The organism is Nocardioides lacusdianchii (assembly GCF_020102855.1).
Classification (GTDB): Bacteria; Actinomycetota; Actinomycetes; order Propionibacteriales; family Nocardioidaceae; genus Nocardioides; species Nocardioides lacusdianchii.
Window position 1 is genome coordinate 12021 of the sequence record NZ_JADHZD010000024.1, and the last position, 22795, is coordinate 34815.

Sequence of the window (22795 nt, forward strand, 5' to 3'; positions counted from 1 at the left end):
AAGGCATCGGGGCTCTTGCGGAGCCACGCTACCGCACCTCGGACTGGGCGCCGTGGACTAGTGTCCGCCTCGTGCGCTCACTCCTCGTCATCACCAACGCCGATGCCGGGACCTCCGACGAGGAGCGCCTGGCCACTGCCCTCGCCATCCTGCGCGAGGACGCCTCCGTCGAGGTCACCAAGACCTCCAACCCGGGCGAGCTCGACGGCGTGCTGCACCGCGCCGGCGGCCGCACCGTCGTCGTCGCCGGCGGCGACGGCAGCATGCACGCGGTCGTGAAGGCCCTCCACAAGCGCCACGAGCTGGCCGAGGCCACCCTGGCCCTGTTGCCGATGGGCACCGGCAACGACTTCGCCCGCGGCAACCAGATCCCCCTGGAGATCGAGGACGCCGCCCGTCTGGTGCTGACCGGCGAGGCCCGCCCGGTCGACCTGCTCGTCGACGAGGTCGGCAACATCGTCGTCAACAACGTCCACGTCGGCGTCGGCGCCCAGGCCAGCCGCAAGGGCCACAAGTGGAAGACCCGCCTCGGCGCGGTCGGTGTGGGCAGGGTCAACCTCGGCAAGCTCGGCTACCCGATCGGCGCCGCGCTGTCGGCCTTCCACCCGCCGAGCTGGCGGATGCGCGTGGAGATCGACGGCCGGGTCGTCAACGACGTGGACCGCCCCGTCCTGATGGTCGCGATCGGCAACGGCGGCAACGTCGGCGGCGGCACCGAGCTCAACCCCGACGCCGACACCGAGGACGGGCGCCTCGACGTGATGATCAGCCGTGCGGTGAAGCCACTCGCCAAGATCGGCTACGTCGCTCGCCTGCGTACGGGCGACCACGACGAGCGCGACGACGTGGTGACCCTGCGCGGACGCACGGTCAAGGTCAGCGGCGACGAGTTCTGGCTGTCGGCCGACGGCGAGATCTCCGGTCCCGAGCGCAGCCGGAGCTGGCGCCTCGAGCCGGCGGCGTACCGTCTCATCCTGCCTGCCTGACGCTCCTGCCGCGGCTCAGAGCCAGCCGCGGCGCACGGCCTCCACGCCTGCCTGGAAGCGCGTGTCGACGCCGAGCTCGGTCATCAGTGCCGAGATCCGGCGGCGCACCGTGCGCAGGCCGATCCCGAGCTTGCGGGCGATCACCTCGTCGGTGACGCCCGCCATCAGCTGCTCGAGGAGGAACTGGCGCTCGTCCGGGCGCCCCTGGCCCGACTCCAGCTCGGGGACGGGGGCGGCCCGCGCCCACAGCAGCTCGAACCAGAGCGTGAGCGCCGAGACGATGGAGCGCTGCCGCACGTGGATGCGCGGTTCGTCGGCGTAGCCGAGCGGCTCGGGCAGCACCGCGTGCGCGTCGCCGAGGATGAACATCCTGGTCGGCAGCTCGGACATCACCCGCACCTGCTCGCCGAGCTGGGCACGCGTGCGCAGGGCGTCGGGCGCCTCGGTCAGGGCGCGCACGGGGTAGATCGCGCGGGACCGGCGTCCCGTCGCCATCGCCTCGGCGAGGACCGTGCTCACCCGCGACTCACGCGGCATCGCCCACGCGTCCGGCCGCAGCCAGAGCATGTCGCCGCGGCTGGTGCGGAGCATGAGCTGGAGCAGCTCCAGCGGGTTGCCACCCGAGCTCAGCTCCCCGTCGAGTGGGCGGATCTCCGTGAGGTCGTCCTCGTCGGGCCGGGTCGCGGCGGCGACCAGGTGCGGCACCGCGTTCGCGAGCTCGCGGAGCCGCGCCGCGGAGGTCGCTGCCTGCTGCGACTCCTTGCGCACCAGCTCGGACAGCACCTCCGCCAGAGGGGGTACGACGAGCCGCTCGCCGTCGAGGGCCACCAGCCCGCGCTCCTGCAGCGGCGCCAGCGCACGGAGCAGGCCCTCGGGCCGCTCCTGGACCAGGCGGGCGACGCCGACGAGCGTGTGGCCCGAGACCGGGACCAGGCGGAAGTAGAGCTGCTCGGCGTCGCGGGCGAGCCCGAGCGCCGCGAGCACGGAGGAGGGGTCACCGGCCATAGCTGGCAGTTTAGTGCCAGCGGCACTCGCGACCCATCTGGCAGCGACCGGCCACTCCATACTGAGTCGACCAGTCGCGTGCGGGGGTGTGCGGCCAGGTCAGCTCCTTGGGAGCACAGCGCCGGAGTCGCCTCGGGGGACGGCTCCGGCGCTTCCCATGTCCACCGATAGCCTTGGCGCCATGGCACGAGGTGGACGTCAGGGACAGGGTGAGCCGGTCGACTGGGTGACGCGCGCGGCGGACGACGCCGTACGCCACGCCGGTGAGGGCAACCTGGTGACGGTCGCCTCGGGCGCCTCGCCGAGCGGTCCGATCCACCTGGGCAACCTGCGCGAGTTCATCACGCCCCACTTCGTCGCCGAGGAGCTGCGCCGACGCGGCGAGCCGGTGCGTCACCTCCACTCGTGGGACGACTTCGACCGCTTCCGCAAGGTCCCCGCCGGCGTGCCGGCCGAGTGGGCCGACCACATCGGGCGCCCCCTCACCGCGGTGCCCGACCCGTGGGAGTGCCACCCGAGCTGGGCCGAGCACTTCAAGGCACCCCTGCAGGACGCGCTGCGCGAGCTCGGCGTGGAGATGGAGGAGATCTCCCAGACCGAGATGTACACCTCCGGCGCCTACCGCCAGCAGGTCCTCGAGGCCGTGGCGCGCCGTGACGACATCGAGGCGGTGCTGGCCAAGCACCGCACCAAGAAGGTGAGCGCCGGCGAGGACGCCTCCGCGCAGGAGGCGGCCGACCTCGCCGACTCGGTCGCCAACGAGGACGCCGACGAGGCGACCGCTGGCGGCTCCCCCGACTCGATCGCCCGCTTCCCCTACCGCCCCTACTGCCGCGAGTGCGGCCGCGACACCGTCACCACGACGGCGTACGACGAGGCCACCACGACCCTGTCCTACACCTGCTCCTCCTGCGGCCACGACGGCACCACCGACCTGTCGAGCGACAACGACGGCAAGCTCGTGTGGAAGGTCGACTGGCCGATGCGCTGGGCCTACGAGAAGGTCAACTTCGAGCCGGCCGGTCGCGACCACATGACGCCCGGGTCGTCCTACACCGTCGGCACCGAGATCGCCCCCTCGATCTTCGACTGGCGCGCGCCCGCCCGCGTGATCTACGCCTTCGTCGGGTTCGCCGGCGTGCAGAAGATGTCCTCGTCGGCCGGCGGCGTGCCCACCGCGACCGACGCGCTGCGGATCCTCGAGGCGCCGATGCTGCGCTGGCTCTACGTCCGCCGCGCCCCCACGCAGGCCTTCGACATCGACTTCGGCCCCGCCGTCGTGCGCCTCTACGACGAGTGGGACGCGCTCGGCCGCAAGGCCGCCGACCCCGCCAAGGCCGACGTGGCCACGCTGGCCTGGCACCGGGCGTCCGAGACGGCGTCCGCCGGCCGCCTGCCCACCCCGGCGGTCCCCGTGCCGTTCCGCACCCTCTCCTCGGTCGCCGACGTGACCGCGGGATCGGCCGAGCTCATCTCGCGGATCGTGGAGTCCTCGGGCTTCCCGCACGACTCGGTCGCCGACCTCGAGCCGCGGCTGTCCAAGGCCATGCAGTGGACGGTCGAGCACGTGCCCTCCGACGAGCGGACCACGGTGCGCGAGACGCCCGACACCGAGCGGCTGGCCTCGCTGAGCGAGGACGAGGAGCTGTGGCTGCGGATCTTCCTCGACCGGCTGCCCGAGGACGGCGACCTCGACGCGGTCACCTCGGTCGTCTACGGCGTGCCGAAGGTCGCCCGAGGGCTCGGCTTCGAGGATGCACCCACGGACCAGGTGAAGGCCGACCAGAAGGACTTCTTCCGGCTGCTCTACAACCTGCTGGTCGACGCCGACCGCGGCCCGCGCCTGCCGACGCTGGTGCTGGCGCTCGGACCGGAGAAGGTACGCCGGCTGCTCGGCGCCTGAGCCGTTTCAGGTCGGGCGACCTCCGGCACGGGGCCGGTTGAGCGGACCACGGTCCGCTCAACCACCGGCATGCCGTACGTCAGGCGTCCACGACGGCTTCCCAGTCGGGCCCACAGGGCAGACCAAGGCCAGCATCCGTCCACACATCGACGTCGACGTGGGCTGTCCACAGCGCGTACCTGGCGTACTGGTGGACCGCGCCGCGCATGACCAACCTCGACGTCATGAGACCTTCACTCGTCCCTGCGGCCGACCGACAGCACGGCATCTTCTCGCGCAGCCAGGCCTTGGGCGCCGGCTACACCGAGCGCGAGATCAAGGCGCTCACACGACCCGACGGAGAATGGGCCGTGGTGCGCATGGGCGTCTACTGTCAGCGCGACTTCTTGGAGCCCTTGGATGCGCGAGCCCGATGGCTGCTCAAGGACCGGGCCGCCGTTCTGTCCAGCCGGCGACCGGCCGTGCTGAGCCACGACTCTGCGGCGAGGCTGTTGCAGCTCGACACACTCGATCCGCCATCGGCAGCGAGCCACCTCACCCTCCACGGGCTGCGCGGCACGCGCACCAACAGTGGGCTGACCCGGCATCGCGACCTCCAACCGCTGTGCGTCGAGCGCGTCGACGACCTGGTCGCCACGTCGTACGCACGGACAGCAATCGACATCGCCCGCTGGCACGGTTATCGACACGGTTTGGTCGCGATCGACTCAGCGCGGTGGCTCGGAGTGCCGGAGGCAGACTTCGCGGCCGAGCTCGACCGCATGAGGCACCACCCCCACATCGCCCGCGCACATGCTGCACTCGCCGACTCCGACGACGGAGCCGAGTCCGTGCTCGAGTCCCTCGGTCGCGAGCTCGTGGCCTCGCTCGGGATCGGTGAGGTGCAGACCCAGTTCGCGATACGTCTCACTGGCGGACGGGTGGTCTGGTGCGACATACGCGTCGGGTGCCACCTGTTCGAGTGCGAGGGCATGCTGAAGCTGATCCCCGCCGACCGCGGTGGTGTGGCGTCGGAGACGCCGGAGGCAGTGGTCTGGAAGCAACAGGCCCGCCGGACGGACATCTGCTCCGAGGGGTTCGGAATGTCACGCATCGTCTGGGCCGACTGCTTCGGCTCCGGTCGGGACAGGGCTCGCGAACGCCTGCGGAAGGAGTACGAGGTCACCGAGGCCAGGTTCGGGCGGACGCCTGCGCCTCACCTCCTCGAGTTCGCGGAGGCGAACCCGCGGAGGCCCACGTCACGGCTCTGGACACCGGGGATCGGCAGGGCGGCTTGAGGAGCGGCGCCGCGGGCTGGGACCCCGACGTGGACGCTTGACGTACGGCATGGCGCGCGTCGAGCGGACCCTGGTCCGCTCGAGCCGGGATCTGGACCCGGACCACCGCCCGAGCGGGCCGGTCAGCTGCGGAAGCTGACCGGCTCGCCGAGGTAACGCTCGAGGTCGGCGCGTACGTCGTCGCTGATCGGCCAGGCCGACTGCGCGGCGTGGTCACACAGGACGTTGACGCACTCCCAGACCGCCGCCGGGGCGCCACCCGCCTCGACCCGCAGCTCCGCCGCGACCGTGAAGGACGACCGGCCGACCCGCGTCACCCAGAGAGAGGCCAGGAACGGCTGGTAGGGCACGAAGCGCATCTCGCCGTGGTACTCGATGGCCTGGGACGCGACCAGCTCCGAGACGCCGTCCCCCACCGCGTGCAGCAACCCGGTCGCGCCCTCGGGCAGGCCCGGCAGGTGCGCGAAGCGCAGGAACTCGTAGCGCGCCTCGTCGAGCACGCGTACGGCCTCGACGTTGTCGACGTGCCCGGCGAGGTTGATGTCGCGGTAGCGCGCCTGGATCTCGGTGGTGAAGGTCTGGCCCATGACCGAAGTGTGTCGGACGCACGCCTAGGGTTGGGCCATGACCTCCGGACCCTTCGGCGGCGACCTGATGGCCGGTCCCCCGCCCACCCTCCTTCCCGCCGACCCCGCCGACGCCGAGCTGGCCGGTGGCGAGGCCCCCGCCGCGGTCGTACGCCGCCACCCGGAGTCGCCCGCCGCCTGGGCCGCGATGGCCGCCGAGGCCCAGCAGGCCGGCGCCGACGACGTCACCGTCTACGCCTACTCCCGCGTCGGCTACCACCGCTCGCTCGACCAGCTGCGCCGCAACGGCTGGAAGGGCCACGGCCCCGTGCCGTGGGAGCACGAGCCCAACCGTGGCTTCCTGCGCTCGCTCGCCCTCCTCGCCATCGCTGCGCGCGCCATCGGCGAGACCGCCGAGTGGGAGCGCTGCTCGACCTTCCTGCGCGACTCCAGCCCGGCGGCGGCGGACGACTTGCTCTGACCGCTCGTCGCGCGAGATCGACCGCTGGTCGAGCCACCCCCACGGAGGGGTGACGGCCGTCACGGCGCCGGTAAGGTCTCGCGGGTGAATTCCGGGAACACACCTCCACAGTCGCGCCCTGAAGACCCGGGCGTCCCCCCGACCGACAAGGGCAAGATGGCGCTCGCCGCCGTCCTGCTCCTCATCCCCATCGTCGTGCTCCTCTGGGTGCCGCACTACGCGAAGGTCGAGCCGACGCTGCTCGGCTTCCCGTTCTTCTTCTGGTACCAGTTCCTCTGGGTCTTCATCTGCTCCGCCCTGACCTGGACGGCCTACAAGCTCACGCTGTCGGCCCGCGGGAAGACCACGCACAAGGTCGGTGGGGACCGATGACGCCCCAGCTGACGGTGATGGCCGCCGAGACCGACGGCATCAACGGCGTCGCCCTGTCCGTGCTCATCGCCCTGTTCGCACTGGTGACGATCGCCGGCTTCATGGCCAGCCGCTTCAAGCGCGCCGACTCGCTGGAGTCGCTCGAGGAGTGGGGACTGGGCGGGCGCAAGTTCGGCACCTGGATCACATGGTTCCTGCTGGGTGGCGACCTCTACACGGCGTACACGTTCGTCGCCGTCCCGGCCGCGATGTTCGCCACCGGTGCGGTCGCGGGCTTCTTCGCCGTGCCCTACACGATCGTGCTCTATCCGATCATCTTCATCTTCATGGCGCGGCTGTGGTCGGTGAGCCACCGCCACGGCTACGTCACCACGGCCGACTTCGTGCGTGGCAGGTACGACGACCGCGGGCTGTCGCTCGCCGTCGCGGTCACCGGCTTCGTGGCCACCATGCCCTACATCGCGCTCCAGCTCGTCGGCATTCAGGCGGTGCTGGAGGTGGCCGGGCTCGGCGGCGGCGACAACATCATCGAGAAGGACGCGCCGCTCTTCATCGCCTTCGCGCTGCTCGCCGCCTACACCTACTCCAGCGGCCTGCGCGCGCCCGCGGTGATCGCGTTCGTCAAGGACATCCTCATCTACCTCGTCATCATCGTGGCGATCATCTACCTACCGGGTCAGGTCGGCGGCTGGGAGGCGATCTTCGGGGCGGCCGAGGACAAGATGGCCGCCACCAACGAGGCCACCGGCGGACCCACCGGGTCGTTCATCCCCGGCGCCGGCCAGGGCTGGGCGTACGCCACCCTGGCGCTGGGCTCCGCGCTGGCGCTGTTCATGTACCCGCACTCGATCACCGCGTCGCTGTCGTCGAACTCGCGCAACACGATCCGTCGCAACGCCGCGATCCTGCCGGCGTACTCCTTCGTGCTCGGCCTGCTGGCCCTGCTCGGCTGGGTCGCCATCGCCGCAGGCACGCAGCCGATCGGCCTCGACGGCGAGCCCAACGCGCAGCTGGTGATCCCGCAGCTGTTCGAGGACATGTTCCCGGCGTGGTTCGCAGGTGTCGCCTTCGCCGCGATCGCGATCGGCGCGCTCGTGCCGGCCGCGATCATGTCGATCGCCGCGGCCAACACCTTCAGCCGCAACATCTACAAGGAGTGGCTCAAGAAGGACGCCACCCCCGCGCAGGAGGCCAAGGTCTCGAAGCTGATGTCGCTGCTGGTGAAGGCGTTCGCGCTGATCTTCGTGCTCACCCTCGACAAGCAGAACGCGATCAACTTCCAGCTCCTCGGCGGCATCTGGATGCTCCAGACGTTCCCGGTGATCGTGTTCAGCCTCTTCACGCGGTGGTTCCACCGCTACGGCCTGCTCGTCGGCTGGGCCGTCGGCATGGTCTACGGAACCGTCGGGGCCTACAACGTGAAGAACCCCGTCACCGGGAAGGCCTTCGGCGGCTCGCTCGACAACATCCCCGGCATCGGCGAGATGGGCTACATCGCGATGACGGCCTTCGTCATCAACGTGGCCATCGCGGCCGTGCTGACGGTGGCGCTGCGGGCGGCGAAGGTGTCCAACGGTCGCGATGAGACGATCCCGTTCGACTACTTCGCCGACGCCGACGACCCGCGGGTGCAGAAGGACCTCGTCGAGCACAGCTCGCACGAGACGCCGTACGGCGACCCGGACGACATCCCGGGCAACGCGCCGGCGCGCTGACGGCGTACGCCCCCGGACGGCACTCGAGCGGTGCCCCACCCACATTCCGCATCACGCGGAGGTGGGTGGGGCACCGCTCGGTTCGTGTCGGTGCAGTCAGCCGGCGAGCGAGGTGCCCGCGGAGCGCAGGTTCTGGCACGCCTCCACGATGCGGGCGGCCATGCCGTTCTCGGCGGCCTTGCCCCAGGCGCGGGGGTCGTACTGCTTCTTGTTGCCGACCTCGCCGTCGACCTTCAGCACGCCGTCGTAGTGGGCGAACATGTGGGCCGCGACGGGGCGGGTGAAGGCGTACTGGGTGTCGGTGTCGACGTTCATCTTGATGACGCCGAAGTCGACCGCGTCGCTGATCTCCTGCGCGCTCGAGCCGGAGCCACCGTGGAAGACCAGGTCGAAGGGGCGGGCGTCGGAGCCCTGGCCCAGCTCGGAGGCGGCGGCCTCCTGCGCGGTCTTGAGGATCTCCGGGCGCAGCTTGACGTTGCCGGGCTTGTAGACGCCGTGCACGTTGCCGAAGGTGAGGGCGGTCATGTAGCGACCACGCTCGCCGGCGCCGAGCGCCTTGATCGTGGCGATCGCGTCCTCGGGCGTGGTGTAGAGCTGGTCGTTGATCTCGTTGGCCACGCCGTCCTCCTCGCCGCCCACGACGCCGACCTCGATCTCGAGGATGATCCGGGCCGCGGCGCACCTGGCGAGCAGCTCCTCGGCGATCTGGAGGTTCTCCTCCAGCGGCACCGCGGAGCCGTCCCACATGTGCGACTGGAAGAGCGGGGCCTCGCCGCGCGCGACGCGCTCGGCGGAGATGTCGAGCAGCGGGCGGACGAAGCCGTCGAGCTTGTCCTTGGGGCAGTGGTCGGTGTGCAGCGCGATGTTGACGGGGTAGTTCTTCGCGACCTCGGCGGCGTAGGCGGCGAAGGCCACCGAGCCGGACACCATGTCCTTCACGGACGGGCCGGAGAGGTACTCCGCACCGCCGGTGGACACCTGGATGATGCCGTCGGAGCCGGCGTCGGCGAAGCCCTTCAGCGCGGCGTTGAGCGTCTGGGAGGACGACACGTTGATGGCCGGGTAGGCGAAGGACTTGGCCTTCGCGGCGTCCAGCATCTGCGCGTAGACCTCGGGGGTGGCGATGGGCATCGGCGGTTCTCCTCAGAAGGGGTCCTACAGGCGCTCCCAACCCTAGTGGCTACTGATCGGTCGGGAATTTCGTGAGGCCCCGTCTCAGCACGTGACAACCGATCACGCCCCGGCTCCATGGACACCGAGATCGACTGGCAGCGGGAGCTGGACTCGTCGTTCGGCAGCGGAGCCGACGTGCCGGCCGGGCACTACGTCGCAGCCGGCCACCGGGCCGTACGCCGTCGCAGGGCGGTGTCCGTCGCGATCGTGGTGGCCATGACGGTGGGCGCCGGCGCCGCCTGGGGCGGCCCGGGCACGACGCCGCGCGGCGACGCGCCGGTCGCCACGCAGCCCGCGAGCCCTCACCCCGACGACCCGACCGAGAAGTCCGAGGACGCGGCGCAGCGCAAGCGCTCGCTCACACGGATGCGGGACATGGCGCGCAACCAGGCCGTGCAGTTCGACAACCCGGTCGCCCTGACCCAGGACGGTGAGCTGGTCCTCGCACCCGGCGAGGGGCCCGTGCTGGAGGAGGTGCCGAACCCCATGGGGTACACCGCCGCCCAGGGCCATTCGGTCGGGGTCCGTGTCATGAAGGACGGCAAGGAGCAGTACGGCTTCCTCACCGTCTATCCCAACAGCTCGTCGGCGACAATGGTCTGGAAGACCGGCGACTTCGCCGGCTGGCTCGCCCAGGCGGTGCGGAGCCAGTCGACCCTCGACGTCGCGAACGGCGTCACTCCCGCCAGCGGTGACATCAGCGGGATGCCATGGCTGGCACTCTCGCCCGGCGGCGAGATCGAGGCCGCACGTCCGGGCGTGGTGATCGTGGAGCTGCGCACCGACGTGGACCTGGGCGGGAACTTCGGCCAGGGCGCGACCCGCGCCGGCGTCGTACGACTCCTGGTGGACGGGCGCAGCGAGTTCGCGGCCTTCACGGTGTGGGACGACGAACTCAACATCGAACCAGCCGGCGGCACCTTCGAGTCGATGAGCGCGTTCATCACCTGGGCGACCGCTCAGTACGCCACCGGCGACGGCATGCGATGAGGAGCGCCGACCGCGACGCGGCCTTCAGCGACTTCGTCGCCGCCCGGCAGACCCACCTGCGCCGCATCGCGTACGCCCTCTGCGGCGACTGGCACCGCGCCGACGACCTGCTGCAGACCGCCCTCACCAAGCTGTACGTCGCCTGGCCGCGGATCCGCCACGAGGGCAACGAGGAGGCCTACTGCCGCCAGATCATGGTGCGGGCCAACATCGACGAGTCCCGCCGGCCGTGGCGGCGCGAACGGCCCAGCGAGCACCTGCCCGAGATGGCTGCGGAGGGGCCGACCTCGACCGAGGAACGCTCGGCGCTCTTCGACGCCCTGCAGGCACTGCCGGAGCAGCAGCGCAAGGTGGTCGTGCTGCGCCACTGGCTCGGGCTGTCGGTGCGCGAGACGGCTGCCGAGCTCGGCATCGTCGAGGGGACGGTGAAGAGCCACAGCAGCCGCGGGCTGGCCGCGCTCGAGGCGGTGCTGGCGCCGCAGCGGCACGGCTGAGCCATCTGCCCTCCGGAGGGGGCGGAACTGCACCCGCACGGGTATGGCGTCTGCGCTGCGTCAGGCCTAGGTTGACGCCCATGACCCGACGACTCGGATGGGGCGCCGCCCTCACCGGACTCCTCACCGCGACGATCACCCTCGCGGGCGGCCAGTCGGCCACAGCAGCCGACCCCCTGTTCCAGGCCCCGGTCGTGGGCCAGTGCTTCGACATGGATTCCGCCGAGCTCGCCTCGGCGGCCTACACCGAGGCCCCGGTCGACTGCGCGGCTACCCACACCTCCACCACCATCGCGGTGGCCGTGCTCCCCGACGGCCTCGCCTACGAGAGCCGCGCACTGGCACGGTTCGCCCTCGAGACCTGCGTGCCCGTGCAGCGCAAGGTGCTCGGCACCAGCATCCGCGGCCTGCGCCTGACGGCGTACACGCTCGGCTACTTCGGTCCCACCCCCGAGCAGCAGGCGGCCGGCGCGCGGTGGCTGCGCTGCGACCTCGTGCTGGGCAGCCCCGACGACCTGCAGCCGCTGCCCGCGAAGCTCCGGGTGGGCTCCTACCCGTTCGAGAAGTCGGTCTCGCGCTGCCTGGCCGGCCGCGACTTCGATCTCACCGTCTGCTCGGCGAAGCACACCTACCGCGCCACGGCCGCGATCACCATCAAGGCGGACCGGTTCCCCAGCGAGAAGGCGTGGAAGCGCATCGGCACGAAGCGCTGCCGCACCGCGGTCACCTCGCGGACCTACCGCTTCGGCTGGCCGTCGAAGGTGGCGTGGAAGGCCGGCGACCACACGCTTCTCTGCTACTCCAAGACGCGCCGCTAGGCGCACCACGAGGACCCGCGGTCGGGTCCGGGGTGCCGTGGGGACATCCCGGCCCCGGCCGCGCTCGGCCAGGCAGGACTACCCGCGCCAGGCGTCGGCGCTGCCGAGGTCGGCGTACGCCCTGACCCAGCTGTGCATCGCGATCGCCGCGGCGGAGCTGGCGTTGATCGAGCGGGTGGAGCCGAACTGCGCGATCGAGAAGGTCCCGTCACAGACCTCGCGCGCCGACTCCGACAGCCCGGGTCCCTCCTGGCCGAAGAGGAAGCAGACCCGGCGCGGGAGCTCCATCGTCTCGAGGTGCTCGCTGCCCGGGAGGTTGTCGATGCCGAGCAGGCGCACGGGCTGCTCGAGCCCGTGGAGGTACGCCGCCAGCGCCGCGGCGTCCGGGTGGTGGCGCACGTGCTGGTAGCGGTCGGTCACCATCGCGCCGCGCCGGTTCCAGCGGCGGTTGCCGACGATGTGGACCTCGGCGGCGAGGAAGGCGTTGGCGGTGCGCACGATCGTGCCGATGTTGAAGTCGTGCTGCCAGTTCTCGATCGCGACGTGGAAGCCGTGCCGGCGCGTGTCGAGGTCGGCGACGATGGCCTCCATCGTCCAGTAGCGGTAGCGGTCGACGACGTTGCGGCGGTCGCCCTCGCGCAGCAGGTCGGGGTCCCACCGCTCGCCCTCGGGCCACGGGCCCTCCCACGGGCCGACGCCCACCTCGGGCGCGCCGTGGGGCATCGGGTCGTAGGGCGCCCGCTCCTGCGGCTCCTCACCCACGACGGCTCAGTCCGTCGGCGAGGAGGAGCGGCGGCGCAGCGAGCGGACCCGCAGCAGCACCCACCACGCCACGGCCGCGGCGACCGTGACGATGACGAGCTTCTGGAAGGTGCCGGCGTAGGTCTCGACCACGTGCCACTGCTCGCCGAGGTAGTAGCCGGAGAGGACGAAGATCGTGTTCCAGATGGCGCTGCCGGCGAGCGTCAGGCCGAGGAACTGCCAGATCGGCATCCGCTCGATCCCGGCAGGCACCGAGATCAGGCTGCGGAAGATCGGCACCATCCGGCCGAAGAAGACCGCCTTGCGACCGTGGCGGGCGAACCACTCCTCGGTGCGTTCGAGGTCCGAGGTCTTGGTCAGCGGGAGCCGCTCCCAGACCCAGTACATCCGGTCGCGACCGAACAGCACGCCCAGGGCGTAGAGCAGCGAGGCGCCCACCACCGAGCCGACGGTCGTCCAGATCAGGGCCTCGGCGAGGGTGAAGGAGCCCTGGCTGGCGGTGAAGCCGGCCAGCGGCAGGATGACCTCGCTGGGCAGCGGCGGGAAGAGGTTCTCCGCCGCGATGACCACGGCCGCGCCGACGGGCCCGAGGCGCTCCATGAGGTCGACGGCCCAGCCGGCGACGCCGTCGAGCTCAGCACCGGGTTGGGCAGCGAGGAGGCGGGAAAGCACCCCGTGACCCTAGATCACGGGTCCGCGGAGTCAGCCAACGGCGCGTACGGCGTCGAGGTCGGCGCGGGTCAGCACCGACCGGATCTCGAGCCCGACGTCGGCCAACGGGTCGTCGCCCTCGGGCGAGCGGTCGATGGCGCACACCACGACCTCGACGACCGCGCCGAGCTCGCGCAGCGCGCGGGTCGCGTCGCGGACCGCGCCACCGGTGGTGATGACGTCCTCGATGAGAGTGACCCGCCGTCCGGACACGTCCGGGCCCTCGGCGAGCTTCGCGGTGCCGTACTCCTTGGCCTGCTTGCGCACGAACAGCGCGGGCAGGCGGGTGCGGGCGCTGACCATGGTGGCGATCGGCACGCCGCCGAGCTCGAGGCCGCCGAGGAGCTCGGTGTCCTCGGGCAGCAGGTCGACCATCTGCGCGGCGACCCGGTCCAGCAGGGCCGGCTGCGCCTCGAAGAGGTACTTGTCGAAGTAGGTGTCCGCGACCTGCCCGGAGCGGAGGGTGAACTCCCCCGTGAGGCGGCAGGTGGCGTCGATGTCGGCGGCGAGGGTGGGGTCGGTGCTCACGCCCCCGACCCTAGCGACGCCGCTGGGTAGCGTGGGGGCGTGCCCACTGCGAACCCGCTCTCCCGACGCCTGGCCCACATCCCGCCCACCGTCTTCAGCGAGATGTCGGCGCTCGCGCTGCGCACCGGTGCGGTCAACCTGGGGCAGGGCTTCCCCGACGTCGACGGTCCGCGGTCGGTGGTGGAGGCGGCCGAGCGGGCCCTGGAGGAGGGCGCCAACCAGTACGCCCCCGGCATCGGCGTGCCGTCGCTGCGCGCCGCGATCGCCCGGCACCAGCAGCGCCACTACGGCCTCGAGGTCGACCCCGACCGCGAGGTGGTCGTGACGACCGGCTGCACCGAGGCGGTCGCTGCCGCCCTGCTCGGCCTCGTCGACCCCGGCGACGAGGTGGTCGTGCTCGAGCCCTACTACGACTCCTACGTCGCGATGCTCGACATGTGCGGCGCCGTCAGGCGCGCGGTGACGCTGCGGTCGCCGGCCTTCCGGCCCGACCTCGACGAGCTGCGGGCCGCGGTCACCGACCGCACCAAGGCCATCCTGCTCAACACCCCGCACAACCCGACCGGGACCGTGCTCACCCGCGACGAGCTGCAGGTCGTGGCCGACCTCGCGATCGCGCACGACGTGCTCGTGATCACCGACGAGGTCTACGAGCACCTCGTCTTCGACGGCCACTCGCACGTCCCGATCGCCACGCTGCCGGGGATGTGGGAGCGCACGCTGACGCTCTCGAGCGCCGGCAAGTCGTGGTCCTTCACCGGCTGGAAGGTCGGCTGGGCCACCGGCCCCGCGCCGCTCGTGGGCGCGGTGCTCGCGGCCAAGCAGTGGCTCACCTTCACCTCGGGCTCGCCCCTGCAGCCCGCCGTCGCGCACGCGCTCGACCACGAGCCCGACTGGCCGATCGAGCTCGCCCGGGACCTGCAGTCGCGTCGCGACCTGCTGTGTGAGGGCCTCACCGCGGCCGGGCTCGCGCCCCGCGTGCCCGAGGGCACCTACTTCACGACCACCGACATCTCGCACCTCGGCTGGGCCGACGGCCGCGAGTTCTGCCTCGCGCTGCCCGAGCGCGCCGGCGTGGTCGCGATCCCCACGCAGGGGTTCCACGACGACGCCGACGCCGGTCGGCAGCTGGTGCGCTGGGCCTTCTGCAAGCAGCCCGACGTCATCGCCGAGGGCGTACGCCGCCTCGCAGCGGCCGACCTCGCGCGCTGACGCCGGGCGGCGCGGGCCTCAGCGGCCGGGGTAGTCCTTCGGCGGGTAGTCCGACCCGCTCGACGGCGGCTGGCCGTAGGGGTTGTCGGACGACGGCGGCTGGCCGTAGGGGTTGTCGGACGACGGCGGCTGGCCGTAGGGGTTGTCGGCCCGCGGCGCCTCGGGCGCCGGCTGGGTGCCGTACGGGTTGGAGCCGTAGGCGCCGTCGCCCTGGCTGCCGGTGCCGTAGGGGTCGGTGCCGTAACCGGTGGCGGGGTAGCCGGCGGAGGGGTAGCCACCGCCGGGGTGGCCGCCGCCGGAGCCCTTGCGGGCGAACCAGTCGCCGGCGCCGCCGACGAAGAGCAGCACGATGGTGGCCACGGAGGCGATCAGGGTGATGGCCGAGATGCCGCTGGTGATGCCGAGCAGCGACAGCAGCGCGACGACCGAGCTGGAGATGACCAGCAGGATGCGCGCCACGTTGGAGCGGCGGAGGACGAAGACCGCGAGCACGAGCGCGATGACCGCCCAGACGACGAGGCCCAGGATGAAGGCGACGAGGACGCCGACCGCGGCGTCGGCGTCGATCCCCGCGTCCTGGAACTCCGGGACGCGCTCCATCTCGGTGATCACCTGGTCACGGGCGACCAGCAGGGCGAGACCTGCGAAGCCGAAGAGCACCGCGGTCAGGCCCGAGAAGACGATCGTGATCCAGGCCGCTGCCGTGACGGTGCCGGGACGTCGGTCGCCCTGCACCGGCGGCGCGCCGTAGGACGGCTGCTGTCCGTAGGGGGACGACTGTCCCTGCTGGCCGTACGGGTCTTGCTGGCCGTACGGCGTGTGGGTCGGCCCGGGCTCCTGGTCGCTCATGGGGCTATCTCACCACGAGCTCGGTGGTCGGCGCAGGGCGCGAGGCTCAGCGCGCGTCGACCGCGAACCAGCGCCGCACCTCGACCCGGCGCAGGCACAGGACGGTCGCCACCGCCGCGGCGGCCGGGATCAGGGTGAGGGGCGTGCTGAGCACCAGGGCGAAGCACGCACCGGCGCTGAAGGCGGCGCTGACGATCAGCCCGCGGCGCGCCCAGTCACGGCGCGCCATCGCGAAGCCGGCCAGCACCAGCGCGACCGTGCACCACGCGACGAACCCGCCGGCCAGCGCCAGGACGGTGCCGCGCAGCTGCTCGAGGCTCAGTCCGTCCTCGACGACCTGCGGCTGCTGCTCCTCGATCACGCTCATCAGGAAGTCCGGGGACAGCCCGGCGATCGCGATCCACAGCAGCGACAGGCTGAGCAGGCCGCCCGCGGTCACGACGGTGATCACGAAGGCCGCCACCATCGCGCCGGGACGCTCGTGCAGCAGCTGCTGCTGCCGAGCGGCGGGCGGGGCGGGGCGGTCGTCGCCACCGCGCCGGGCGAGCGGCTGGCCGTAGGGCGAGTGGGTCGCGGTGTCGGGCTGGCCGAAGGGCCGCGTGGCCGGCGGGGGCGTCGACGGCCCGCCCGGCTGCGTGGACCGGGCGTCGGGCGCACCGACGCTGGTCGGCGTACGCCAGGGGTCGGCCGCGCGGTCGGCGCCCTTGCCCTTGTCCTTGCCCTTGTCCTTCTCGGGCGCGGGCGCCGGGGGCGTCCAGCGGCCGGTGGCGAACCACTCGCGTGCGGGGGCCATCCAGAGCATCGCGGCACCGGCCGCGACGAAGGAGCCGGCCAGCCCGCCGGCGGCGAGGCCGGTGACGAAGACCGGGATCGCGAAGATCGTGAGCCCCAGCCGCGCGGAGCGGTCGGGCTTGCGGACGTACCAGCCCAGGATGCCGGTGGCGCAGGCGGCGGCCGCAGCGACCATGCAGGCGTAGCGGAGCAGGTCCGAGGCGCTGCTGACGTCGAGGCCGAGGGAGGAGAACGGCGACTCGGCGAGGACGTCGCGGATCGACTCCTGCGTCTCCAGGGAGCCGATCGTGGAGACCTGCTCCCAGGCGGTGACCAGCACCATGAACGAGGCGAACATGACGATGCCCGACGCAAGGGTGACCTGGGGCGGACGCTGCTCGGTGGGCTTGCTCACCCCTCCATTGTCCCCAGTGGCCCCCAAGAGCCCTCATCGCGGTCGCGCGCGGGCGGTGCGGGGTTTCTCAGGGTCGCCCTCAGGGACGGACGGGGCCTCGTCCCCGATGCGCGCGACACCCCGGCGCCGCGAGGCTCGACCCATGATCAGCGTCGAGTCCCTCACCAAGCAGTACGGCCGCTTCACGGCCGTCGACCACGTGTCCTTCACAGCCGCTCCCGGCCGCGTCACCGGATTCCTCGGCCCCAACGGCGCCGGCAAGTCCACCACCATGCGCGTCATGGTCGGCCTCACCCGTCCGACCAGCGGTCGCGTGACCATCGGCGGTCGCGACTACCGCGAGCTGGCCAACCCCGGCCTGGAGGTCGGCGTCCTCCTCGACGCCTCCGCCCAGCACGCCGGCCGCAGCGGTCGCGAGATCCTCGCCATCGCCCAGCAGACGATGGGGCTGCCCCGCACCCGGGTCGCGGAGACCCTCGCCCGGGTGGGCCTCACCGAGGACGAGGCCGAGCGCCGCGTGCGCAACTACTCCCTCGGCATGCGCCAGCGCCTCGGCCTCGCCACCGCGCTCATCGGCGACCCCGACGTGCTCATCCTCGACGAGCCCGCCAACGGCCTCGACCCGGCCGGCATCCGATGGATGCGCGACCTGCTGCGCGGCTTCTCCGACGACGGCGGCACCGTGCTGCTGTCCTCGCACCTGCTGCACGAGATCGAGGTCATCGCCGACGACCTCGTCGTCATCGGCCAGGGCCGCATCGTGGCCCAGGGCACCAAGGCCGAGCTGCTGGCCGGAGCCGGCACGATCGTGCGCACCCACGACACCGACGTCCTCGCCCGGGCGCTGACCGAGGCCGGGCTCGTCGCCCACCCCGTCGACGGCGGACTGCGCGTCGACGCCGAACCCGAGACCGTGGGCGAGGTCGCGCTGCGCGCCGCCGTACCCCTCCGTGAGCTGCGCGGCGCCGACGGCGCCGGCCTGGAGGAGATGTTCCTCGAGCTCACCGCCGACACCGCCCGTGAAGGAGCAGCAGCATGACCACCGCAACCGCCACCCCGATCCCGACGACTCCGCCCGACGAGCGGCCCGCCCGCGCCACCCGCGCCATCGCTCCCATCCCGCTCACCCGCCTGATGGGCGTCGAGCTGCGCAAGATGTTCGACACCCGCGCCGGCTTCTGGCTGATGGCGAGCGTCGGCATCGTGTCGGTGCTCGCCACCGCGGCCGTGATCATCTGGGCACCCGACTCCGCCATCGACCAGGAGACCTTCTCCAGCGCGATCGGCTTCCCGCTGTCGGTGATCCTGCCGATCATCGGCCTGCTGTCGGTGACGAGCGAGTACAGCCAGCGCACCGGCCTGACGACGTACACCCTCGTCCCCTGGCGGGGTCGGGTGATCACCGCGAAGATGCTGGTCACCCTCGCCATCGGCGTCGCCTCGATGTTCCTCGCGCTGGCCGTCGGTGCCGTCGGCAACCTCGTCGGGTCGGCGATCACCGGGCTCGACCCGGTCTGGAACGTCACGGTCACCGAGTTCGGCCAGATCGTGCTGGCCAACGTCCTCGGGATGCTCATCGGCTTCACCCTCGGCGTGCTGATGCGCAGCTCGGCCGCGGCGATCGTGGGCTACTTCGTCTACTCCCTCGTCCTGCCCGCCGCCCTCGGCACGCTGGCCGCCTTCCAGGAGTGGTTCCGCGACCTGCAGCCGTGGGTCGACGTCAACTACGCCACCACGCGTCTCTTCGACTCCTCGATGACGGCGGAGTACTGGCAGCAGCTCGGCGTCACGACGCTCGTGTGGCTGTGGATCCCGCTGGCCATCGGCCTCCGCGCGGTGCTGCGCGCCGAGGTGAAGTAGCGCGGCTCTGACAGGCTGGGCGCCATGCATCCCGACGCCTGGCTGGTCGTCATCGACCCGCAGCGCATCTTCGCTGACGCCTCGAGCCCGTGGGGCTCCCCGATGTTCCCCGCCATCGTCGATCCCGTACGCCGAATCGCCACCGCGGCGGGTCGGCGTACGGTCGTGACCCGGTGGGTGCCCGCCGCCGAGCCGCGGGGCAGCTGGGCGGCGTACCTCGAGGCCTGGCCGTTCGCGGACGTGCCCGAGGACGACCCGCTGCTCGAGCTGGTGCCTGAGGCGCAGGGGCTGGGGAGCGAGGTCGTCTCGCTCCCGACCTTCGGCAAGTGGGGCCCGGCCCTCGAAGCGGTCACCGGCCCGACACCGCACCTGGTGCTGGCGGGGGTGTCGACCGACTGCTGCGTCGTCTCTACCGCCCTGGCCGCCGCCGACGCCGGCGCCACGATCACGGTGGTGACCGACGCCTGTGCCGGCTCGACCCCGGACAACCACCGCGCGGCCATGGACGTGATGTCGCTCTACCCGCCGCAGATCACGCTCGCCACCACGGACGAGGTCCTCGCGTGAGCCGGGTGATCCACACCGGCCAGGCCCTGGTCGACGTGGTCGTGGAGGTGCCCGACCTGCCGGTGCGCGGCCAGAACGTGATGGCCGCATCGGCCACCGACTATGCAGGCGGAGCCGTCACCGTGCTCGTCGCGGCCGCCCGGTTCGGCGCCGCGTGCGTGCACGCCGGAGCGCACGGGACCGGCCCGCACGGCGACCTGGTCCGCGCGGCGCTGGACTCGGAGGGCATCGCCGTCTCCGCCCCGGCCGTCGCCGCTCTCGACACCGGCATCTGCGTCGTCATGGTCGAGCCGAGCGCGGAGCGCACCTTCGTCACGACGCTCGGCGCCGAGCGCGAGATCAGCGTGGAGTCCCTGGCCACCTCCGCCCCGCGCGCCGGTGACCTCGTGTGCGTCACCGGCTTCTCGCTGGCCCTCGACCGCACCCGCGACCCGTTGCTCGCCTGGCTGCCGACGCTCGACCCGGACGTCGTCGTCGTGCTCGACCCGGGCGCGGCCTTCGCCGAGCTGCCGACCGACGTGCGCGCGGCGATGCTCGAGGTGACCGACGTGTGGTCGAGCAACGCCGAGGAGGCCGAGGGCTTGCTGCGCGCGGCCGGCAGGCCGGTCCCCGAGGACCTGGCCGGCCTCACGACGGCCGTCGCCCCGCTGCTGCGCGGCGACGCCGTCGCCATCGTCCGCGACGGCCCCGAGGGCTGCGCGGTGCACGTGGACGGCGAGACGACCGACGTGCCGGGGTTCCCGCAGAAGCCGCTCGACACCAACGGCGCGGGCGACACCCACACCGGCGCCCTCCTGGCCGAGGTCGCCGCCGGCACGCCCTGGGTGGAGGGGTGCCGCCGGGCCAACGCTGCCGCTGCGATCAAGGTGACCCGGCGCGGGCCGGAGTCGGCCCCGACGGCGACCGAGGTCGACGAGTTCCTGGCTGGGGTGGTCGCATGAGCGCCGACGTCCTCCTCGTCGGCGCCGGCGACCTCGGTGCCGAGGTCGGCCTGCGCCTGGCCGCACTCGGCCACGACGTGCTGGCCCTGCGCCGCAACGCAGCGAAGGTGCCGGCACCGCTGGTCGGCCGGGCCGTCGACCTGACCCGCGAGGCGCCCGACCTGTCCGACGTACGCCCCCGCTTCGTGGTCGTCGCGCTGACCGCCCGACCGCGCTCGGAGGAGTCCTACCGCGCGACCTACGTCGACGGCATGGCCCGCGCCCTCGACGCGCTCGCCGAGCCGCCCGAGCGGGCGGTGCTGGTGTCGTCCACCGCGGTCCACGGCAGCCGCGACCTGCCCGAACTCGAGGACGAGACCGCCCCCACCGCACCGGCCGACGGTCCCGGGCGGATGCTCGTCGCCGCCGAGGACGCCTTCCACGAGCGGCTTCCGCACGGCACGGTGCTGCGCCTCTCGGGGCTGTACGGCGGCAGCAGCACGCGGCTGCTCGACCAGGTCCGCGAGGGCCGGATCGACGATCCCCACCGCTGGACCAACCGCATCCACCGCGGCGACGCGGCCGCTGCCGTGGTCCACCTGCTCACGATGGCGCAGACCCCGGAGCGGCTCTACCTCGGCACCGACGACGAACCCGCCCAGCTCGGCGACGTCGCCGCCCACCTGGCCGGTCTCCTCGGTGCGCCCGCTCCCCCGGCCGCGGACCCGGCGCAGGGCCACGGCAAGCGGCTGTCCAACGCCCGGCTCCGCGCGACCGGCTGGGCGCCGGCGCTGCCGTCCTACCGCGAGGGCTACGCCGGCGCGACGGAGGAGTGAGGGATCGTCAGAAGATCACGGCGTCGATGGTCTTCTTCAGCGCGCTCGGCTGAGAGGGCCGCTTCGGCGCCGTCTTCTTCGCCTCGAGCATGGCCTCGCCGATCTCCTGGAGGGTCTTGCGCCCGAGGCCCTCACGGACCTTCGGGAACCAGTCCTGCTCCTCCTCGTCCATGTGGTGCGTGACGTTCTCGATGAGGATGGTGGTCTTGGCGTCGAAGCGCTCGTCGCTGGGCTTCATGGACGAGAGCTCCACGACCAGGACGTCGGCGACATGGTGCTCCTCGTAGGACTCGAGCACGTCGTCCTCGAGCTCGGGGAGCAGCTCCCGCACGCGGGGGTACATGACCTCGTTCTCGATGTAGGTGTGCTGCGTGAGCAGCTCGATCATCTTGTCGACGAGCTGTCCCTTGCGCTTCTCGGCGTTGTCGCCGGCTGCCTGGAAGTCCTTGAAGACCTTGCGGATCTGCTGGTGGTCGTCCTTGAGCAGGACGATGGCGTCATTCGACATGTGGGCGTGCCTCCCGGCCTCGGTCGTGCGTGTGCGGCTCAGTACCCGTCGGGGCGCGGGACAACGCCCCGCACCCCGCGCCCTGCGTCACATCGTGACCGGGTTGCCCCCGGTCACCGCGATGACCTCGCCGGTGATGTAGCTCGACTCGGCAGAGGCGAGGAAGACGAACGCCGTCGCCACCTCGGCCGGCTGGCCGGCGCGGCCGAGCGGGGTGTCCTCGCCGAACGAGGCGACCTTGTCGTCCGGCATCGTCGCCGGGATGAGCGGCGTCCAGATCGGGCCGGGCGCGACCGAGTTCACCCGGATGCCGTCGTCGGCGACCGAGCGCGCCAGGCCGCGCGTGAAGTTCACGATCGCGGCCTTGGTGGAGGCGTAGTCGAGCAGCGCGGGCGACGGCTGCGAGGACTGGATGGACGAGGTGTTGATGATCGACGACCCGGCCCTCATGTGCGGCAGCGCCATCCGGCACAGCCAGAACATGGCGTAGACGTTGGTGCGCATCACCCGGTCGAGCTGCTCGGTGGTGATGTCGGCGATCCCGCCCGGCTGGGCCATCTGGTAGGCCGCGTTGTTCACCAGGACGTCGATGCGGCCGAACTCGTCGACCGCCCTGTCGACGAGCGCCTGGCACGCCTCCTCCCGGACGAGGTCGGTCGGCACCAGCACGGCCCGGCGCCCCGCGTCCTCGACGAGGCGTGCGGTCTCGCGGGCGTCGTCGTCCTCCCCCTCGAGGTAGGCGATCACCACGTCCGCGCCCTCGCGCGCGAAGGCCAGTGCGACCGCGCGGCCGATGCCGGAGTCACCACCGGTGATGACGGCCACCTGGTCCAGCAACCGGTCGTGGCCGACGTACGACTCTTCGCCGTGGTCGGGCTTCTCGTCCATCTCCCGGGTCACGGAGTCCTCGTCGCCGGGGCGGGGCAGCTCCTCGCCCTCGGTGTCGGGCTGCGCGTGCGCGCGGGTGGGGTCCTGCCGGCTCTGGTCGTCGTTGCTCACGTCGCGTCCTTCCTCGGGGGCGTTCGGACCCCGTCCGTACCCGCACCCGTGCCACCGATGCGCCCGCCGTGGGCTCG

At 72.1% G+C, this 22795-nt stretch carries 25 protein-coding genes; 15 read left to right on the forward strand and 10 right to left on the reverse strand.

Features of this window, described 5'->3' with window-relative positions; all coding sequences use genetic code 11:
• Positions 1 to 71 precede the first annotated feature (71 nt).
• Positions 72 to 986, forward strand: coding sequence for a diacylglycerol/lipid kinase family protein (locus IRX98_RS20925; RefSeq protein ID WP_224280120.1), 915 nt, complete (start codon positions 72 to 74; stop codon positions 984 to 986).
• A 15-nt stretch (positions 987 to 1001) separates the two neighbouring features.
• Here IRX98_RS20925 and IRX98_RS20930 read toward each other — a convergent pair whose 3' ends face one another.
• The gene (locus IRX98_RS20930; protein WP_224280122.1) at positions 1002 to 1991 is read right to left on the reverse strand and encodes a helix-turn-helix transcriptional regulator; all 990 of its coding nucleotides are present in this window, start codon (positions 1989 to 1991) and stop codon (positions 1002 to 1004) included.
• A 181-nt stretch (positions 1992 to 2172) separates the two neighbouring features.
• Here IRX98_RS20930 and lysS point away from each other — a divergent pair, with 181 nt between their 5' ends.
• Together lysS and IRX98_RS20940 are read left to right on the forward strand one after the other, a co-directional pair.
• Positions 2173 to 3894: a lysine--tRNA ligase gene (lysS, locus tag IRX98_RS20935; protein WP_224280124.1), complete on the forward strand. Its 1722-nt coding sequence runs from the start codon at positions 2173 to 2175 to the stop codon at positions 3892 to 3894.
• Between the two features lie 224 nt (positions 3895 to 4118).
• Positions 4119 to 5171: a type IV toxin-antitoxin system AbiEi family antitoxin domain-containing protein gene (locus tag IRX98_RS20940; protein WP_224280126.1), complete on the forward strand. Its 1053-nt coding sequence runs from the start codon at positions 4119 to 4121 to the stop codon at positions 5169 to 5171.
• Positions 5172 to 5293: 122 nt separating this feature from the next.
• On the opposite strand, the gene IRX98_RS20945 is transcribed toward IRX98_RS20940, so the two are convergent.
• Positions 5294 to 5758: an acyl-CoA thioesterase gene (locus IRX98_RS20945; protein ID WP_224280128.1), complete on the reverse strand. Its 465-nt coding sequence runs from the start codon at positions 5756 to 5758 to the stop codon at positions 5294 to 5296.
• Between the two features lie 37 nt (positions 5759 to 5795).
• Between IRX98_RS20945 and IRX98_RS20950 the strand changes: the two genes are divergently transcribed.
• The 3 genes from IRX98_RS20950 (at position 5796) to mctP (ending at position 8305) form a co-directional block, all read left to right on the forward strand.
• Positions 5796 to 6218 (forward strand): DUF3151 domain-containing protein, encoded by a 423-nt coding sequence (locus IRX98_RS20950; RefSeq protein ID WP_224280130.1) that lies wholly within the window; start codon positions 5796 to 5798, stop codon positions 6216 to 6218.
• An 84-nt stretch (positions 6219 to 6302) separates the two neighbouring features.
• Entirely contained in the window at positions 6303 to 6590 is a 288-nt protein-coding gene (locus IRX98_RS20955; protein ID WP_224280132.1) for a DUF3311 domain-containing protein, read from the forward strand.
• Positions 6587 to 8305 carry a monocarboxylate uptake permease MctP gene (gene mctP, locus IRX98_RS20960; protein ID WP_224280134.1) on the forward strand — a complete coding sequence of 573 codons (1719 nt, stop codon included), beginning with the start codon at positions 6587 to 6589 and terminating at the stop codon, positions 8303 to 8305. Before IRX98_RS20955 ends, mctP begins: the two co-directional genes overlap by 4 nt.
• A gap of 96 nt (positions 8306 to 8401) precedes the next feature.
• Here the strand turns inward: mctP and fbaA are convergent, their stop codons facing one another.
• Positions 8402 to 9436 carry a class II fructose-bisphosphate aldolase gene (fbaA, locus tag IRX98_RS20965; protein WP_224280135.1) on the reverse strand — a complete coding sequence of 345 codons (1035 nt, stop codon included), beginning with the start codon at positions 9434 to 9436 and terminating at the stop codon, positions 8402 to 8404.
• Positions 9437 to 9553: 117 nt separating this feature from the next.
• Between fbaA and IRX98_RS20970 the strand changes: the two genes are divergently transcribed.
• From IRX98_RS20970 to IRX98_RS20980, 3 genes are all read left to right on the forward strand, one after another.
• Positions 9554 to 10468 (forward strand): hypothetical protein, encoded by a 915-nt coding sequence (locus tag IRX98_RS20970; protein WP_224280137.1) that lies wholly within the window; start codon positions 9554 to 9556, stop codon positions 10466 to 10468.
• Complete coding sequence (locus IRX98_RS20975; RefSeq protein ID WP_224280140.1) at positions 10465 to 10962, forward strand: SigE family RNA polymerase sigma factor; 498 nt, start codon at positions 10465 to 10467, stop codon at positions 10960 to 10962. The genes IRX98_RS20970 and IRX98_RS20975 overlap by 4 nt, the downstream gene beginning before the upstream one ends.
• An 80-nt stretch (positions 10963 to 11042) precedes the next feature.
• Positions 11043 to 11780 carry a septum formation family protein gene (locus IRX98_RS20980; RefSeq protein ID WP_224280142.1) on the forward strand — a complete coding sequence of 246 codons (738 nt, stop codon included), beginning with the start codon at positions 11043 to 11045 and terminating at the stop codon, positions 11778 to 11780.
• A 78-nt stretch (positions 11781 to 11858) separates the two neighbouring features.
• Here the strand turns inward: IRX98_RS20980 and IRX98_RS20985 are convergent, their stop codons facing one another.
• From IRX98_RS20985 to pyrE, 3 genes are read right to left on the reverse strand one after another with little or no spacing between them, the layout of a single operon-like run.
• The gene (locus IRX98_RS20985; RefSeq protein WP_224280173.1) at positions 11859 to 12503 is read right to left on the reverse strand and encodes a TrmH family RNA methyltransferase; all 645 of its coding nucleotides are present in this window, start codon (positions 12501 to 12503) and stop codon (positions 11859 to 11861) included.
• 45 nt (positions 12504 to 12548) lie between these two features.
• Positions 12549 to 13214: a DedA family protein gene (locus IRX98_RS20990; protein WP_224280144.1), complete on the reverse strand. Its 666-nt coding sequence runs from the start codon at positions 13212 to 13214 to the stop codon at positions 12549 to 12551.
• Positions 13215 to 13244: 30 nt separating this feature from the next.
• Positions 13245 to 13781: an orotate phosphoribosyltransferase gene (pyrE, locus tag IRX98_RS20995; RefSeq protein WP_224280146.1), complete on the reverse strand. Its 537-nt coding sequence runs from the start codon at positions 13779 to 13781 to the stop codon at positions 13245 to 13247.
• A 39-nt stretch (positions 13782 to 13820) separates the two neighbouring features.
• Here pyrE and IRX98_RS21000 point away from each other — a divergent pair, with 39 nt between their 5' ends.
• Positions 13821 to 14993: a pyridoxal phosphate-dependent aminotransferase gene (locus IRX98_RS21000; protein WP_224280148.1), complete on the forward strand. Its 1173-nt coding sequence runs from the start codon at positions 13821 to 13823 to the stop codon at positions 14991 to 14993.
• An 18-nt stretch (positions 14994 to 15011) separates the two neighbouring features.
• Here IRX98_RS21000 and IRX98_RS21005 read toward each other — a convergent pair whose 3' ends face one another.
• The gene (locus IRX98_RS21005) at positions 15012 to 15842 is read right to left on the reverse strand and encodes a hypothetical protein (RefSeq protein ID WP_224280150.1); all 831 of its coding nucleotides are present in this window, start codon (positions 15840 to 15842) and stop codon (positions 15012 to 15014) included.
• A gap of 46 nt (positions 15843 to 15888) precedes the next feature.
• Positions 15889 to 17028 carry a hypothetical protein gene (locus IRX98_RS21010; protein WP_224280152.1) on the reverse strand — a complete coding sequence of 380 codons (1140 nt, stop codon included), beginning with the start codon at positions 17026 to 17028 and terminating at the stop codon, positions 15889 to 15891.
• Positions 17029 to 17170: 142 nt separating this feature from the next.
• Between IRX98_RS21010 and IRX98_RS21015 the strand changes: the two genes are divergently transcribed.
• Genes IRX98_RS21015 through IRX98_RS21035 form a run of 5 tightly spaced genes read left to right on the forward strand, consistent with a single transcriptional unit; the run spans position 17171 to position 21211 of the window.
• Complete coding sequence (locus tag IRX98_RS21015; RefSeq protein ID WP_224280154.1) at positions 17171 to 18067, forward strand: ABC transporter ATP-binding protein; 897 nt, start codon at positions 17171 to 17173, stop codon at positions 18065 to 18067.
• Positions 18064 to 18888: an ABC-2 transporter permease gene (locus IRX98_RS21020; protein ID WP_224280156.1), complete on the forward strand. Its 825-nt coding sequence runs from the start codon at positions 18064 to 18066 to the stop codon at positions 18886 to 18888. The genes IRX98_RS21015 and IRX98_RS21020 overlap by 4 nt, the downstream gene beginning before the upstream one ends.
• A 24-nt stretch (positions 18889 to 18912) precedes the next feature.
• Entirely contained in the window at positions 18913 to 19455 is a 543-nt protein-coding gene (locus tag IRX98_RS21025) for a cysteine hydrolase family protein (RefSeq protein WP_224280158.1), read from the forward strand.
• Entirely contained in the window at positions 19452 to 20396 is a 945-nt protein-coding gene (locus IRX98_RS21030; protein ID WP_224280160.1) for a PfkB family carbohydrate kinase, read from the forward strand. Before IRX98_RS21025 ends, IRX98_RS21030 begins: the two co-directional genes overlap by 4 nt.
• Positions 20393 to 21211, forward strand: a complete 819-nt coding sequence (locus IRX98_RS21035) for an NAD-dependent epimerase/dehydratase family protein (protein ID WP_224280161.1) — start codon at positions 20393 to 20395, stop codon at positions 21209 to 21211. The genes IRX98_RS21030 and IRX98_RS21035 overlap by 4 nt, the downstream gene beginning before the upstream one ends.
• Positions 21212 to 21218: 7 nt before the next feature.
• On the opposite strand, the gene IRX98_RS21040 is transcribed toward IRX98_RS21035, so the two are convergent.
• Positions 21219 to 21719, reverse strand: coding sequence for a hemerythrin domain-containing protein (locus IRX98_RS21040; protein ID WP_224280163.1), 501 nt, complete (start codon positions 21717 to 21719; stop codon positions 21219 to 21221).
• An 87-nt stretch (positions 21720 to 21806) separates the two neighbouring features.
• Positions 21807 to 22718, reverse strand: a complete 912-nt coding sequence (locus IRX98_RS21045; protein WP_372456102.1) for a glucose 1-dehydrogenase — start codon at positions 22716 to 22718, stop codon at positions 21807 to 21809.
• Positions 22719 to 22795: the final 77 nt, after the last annotated feature.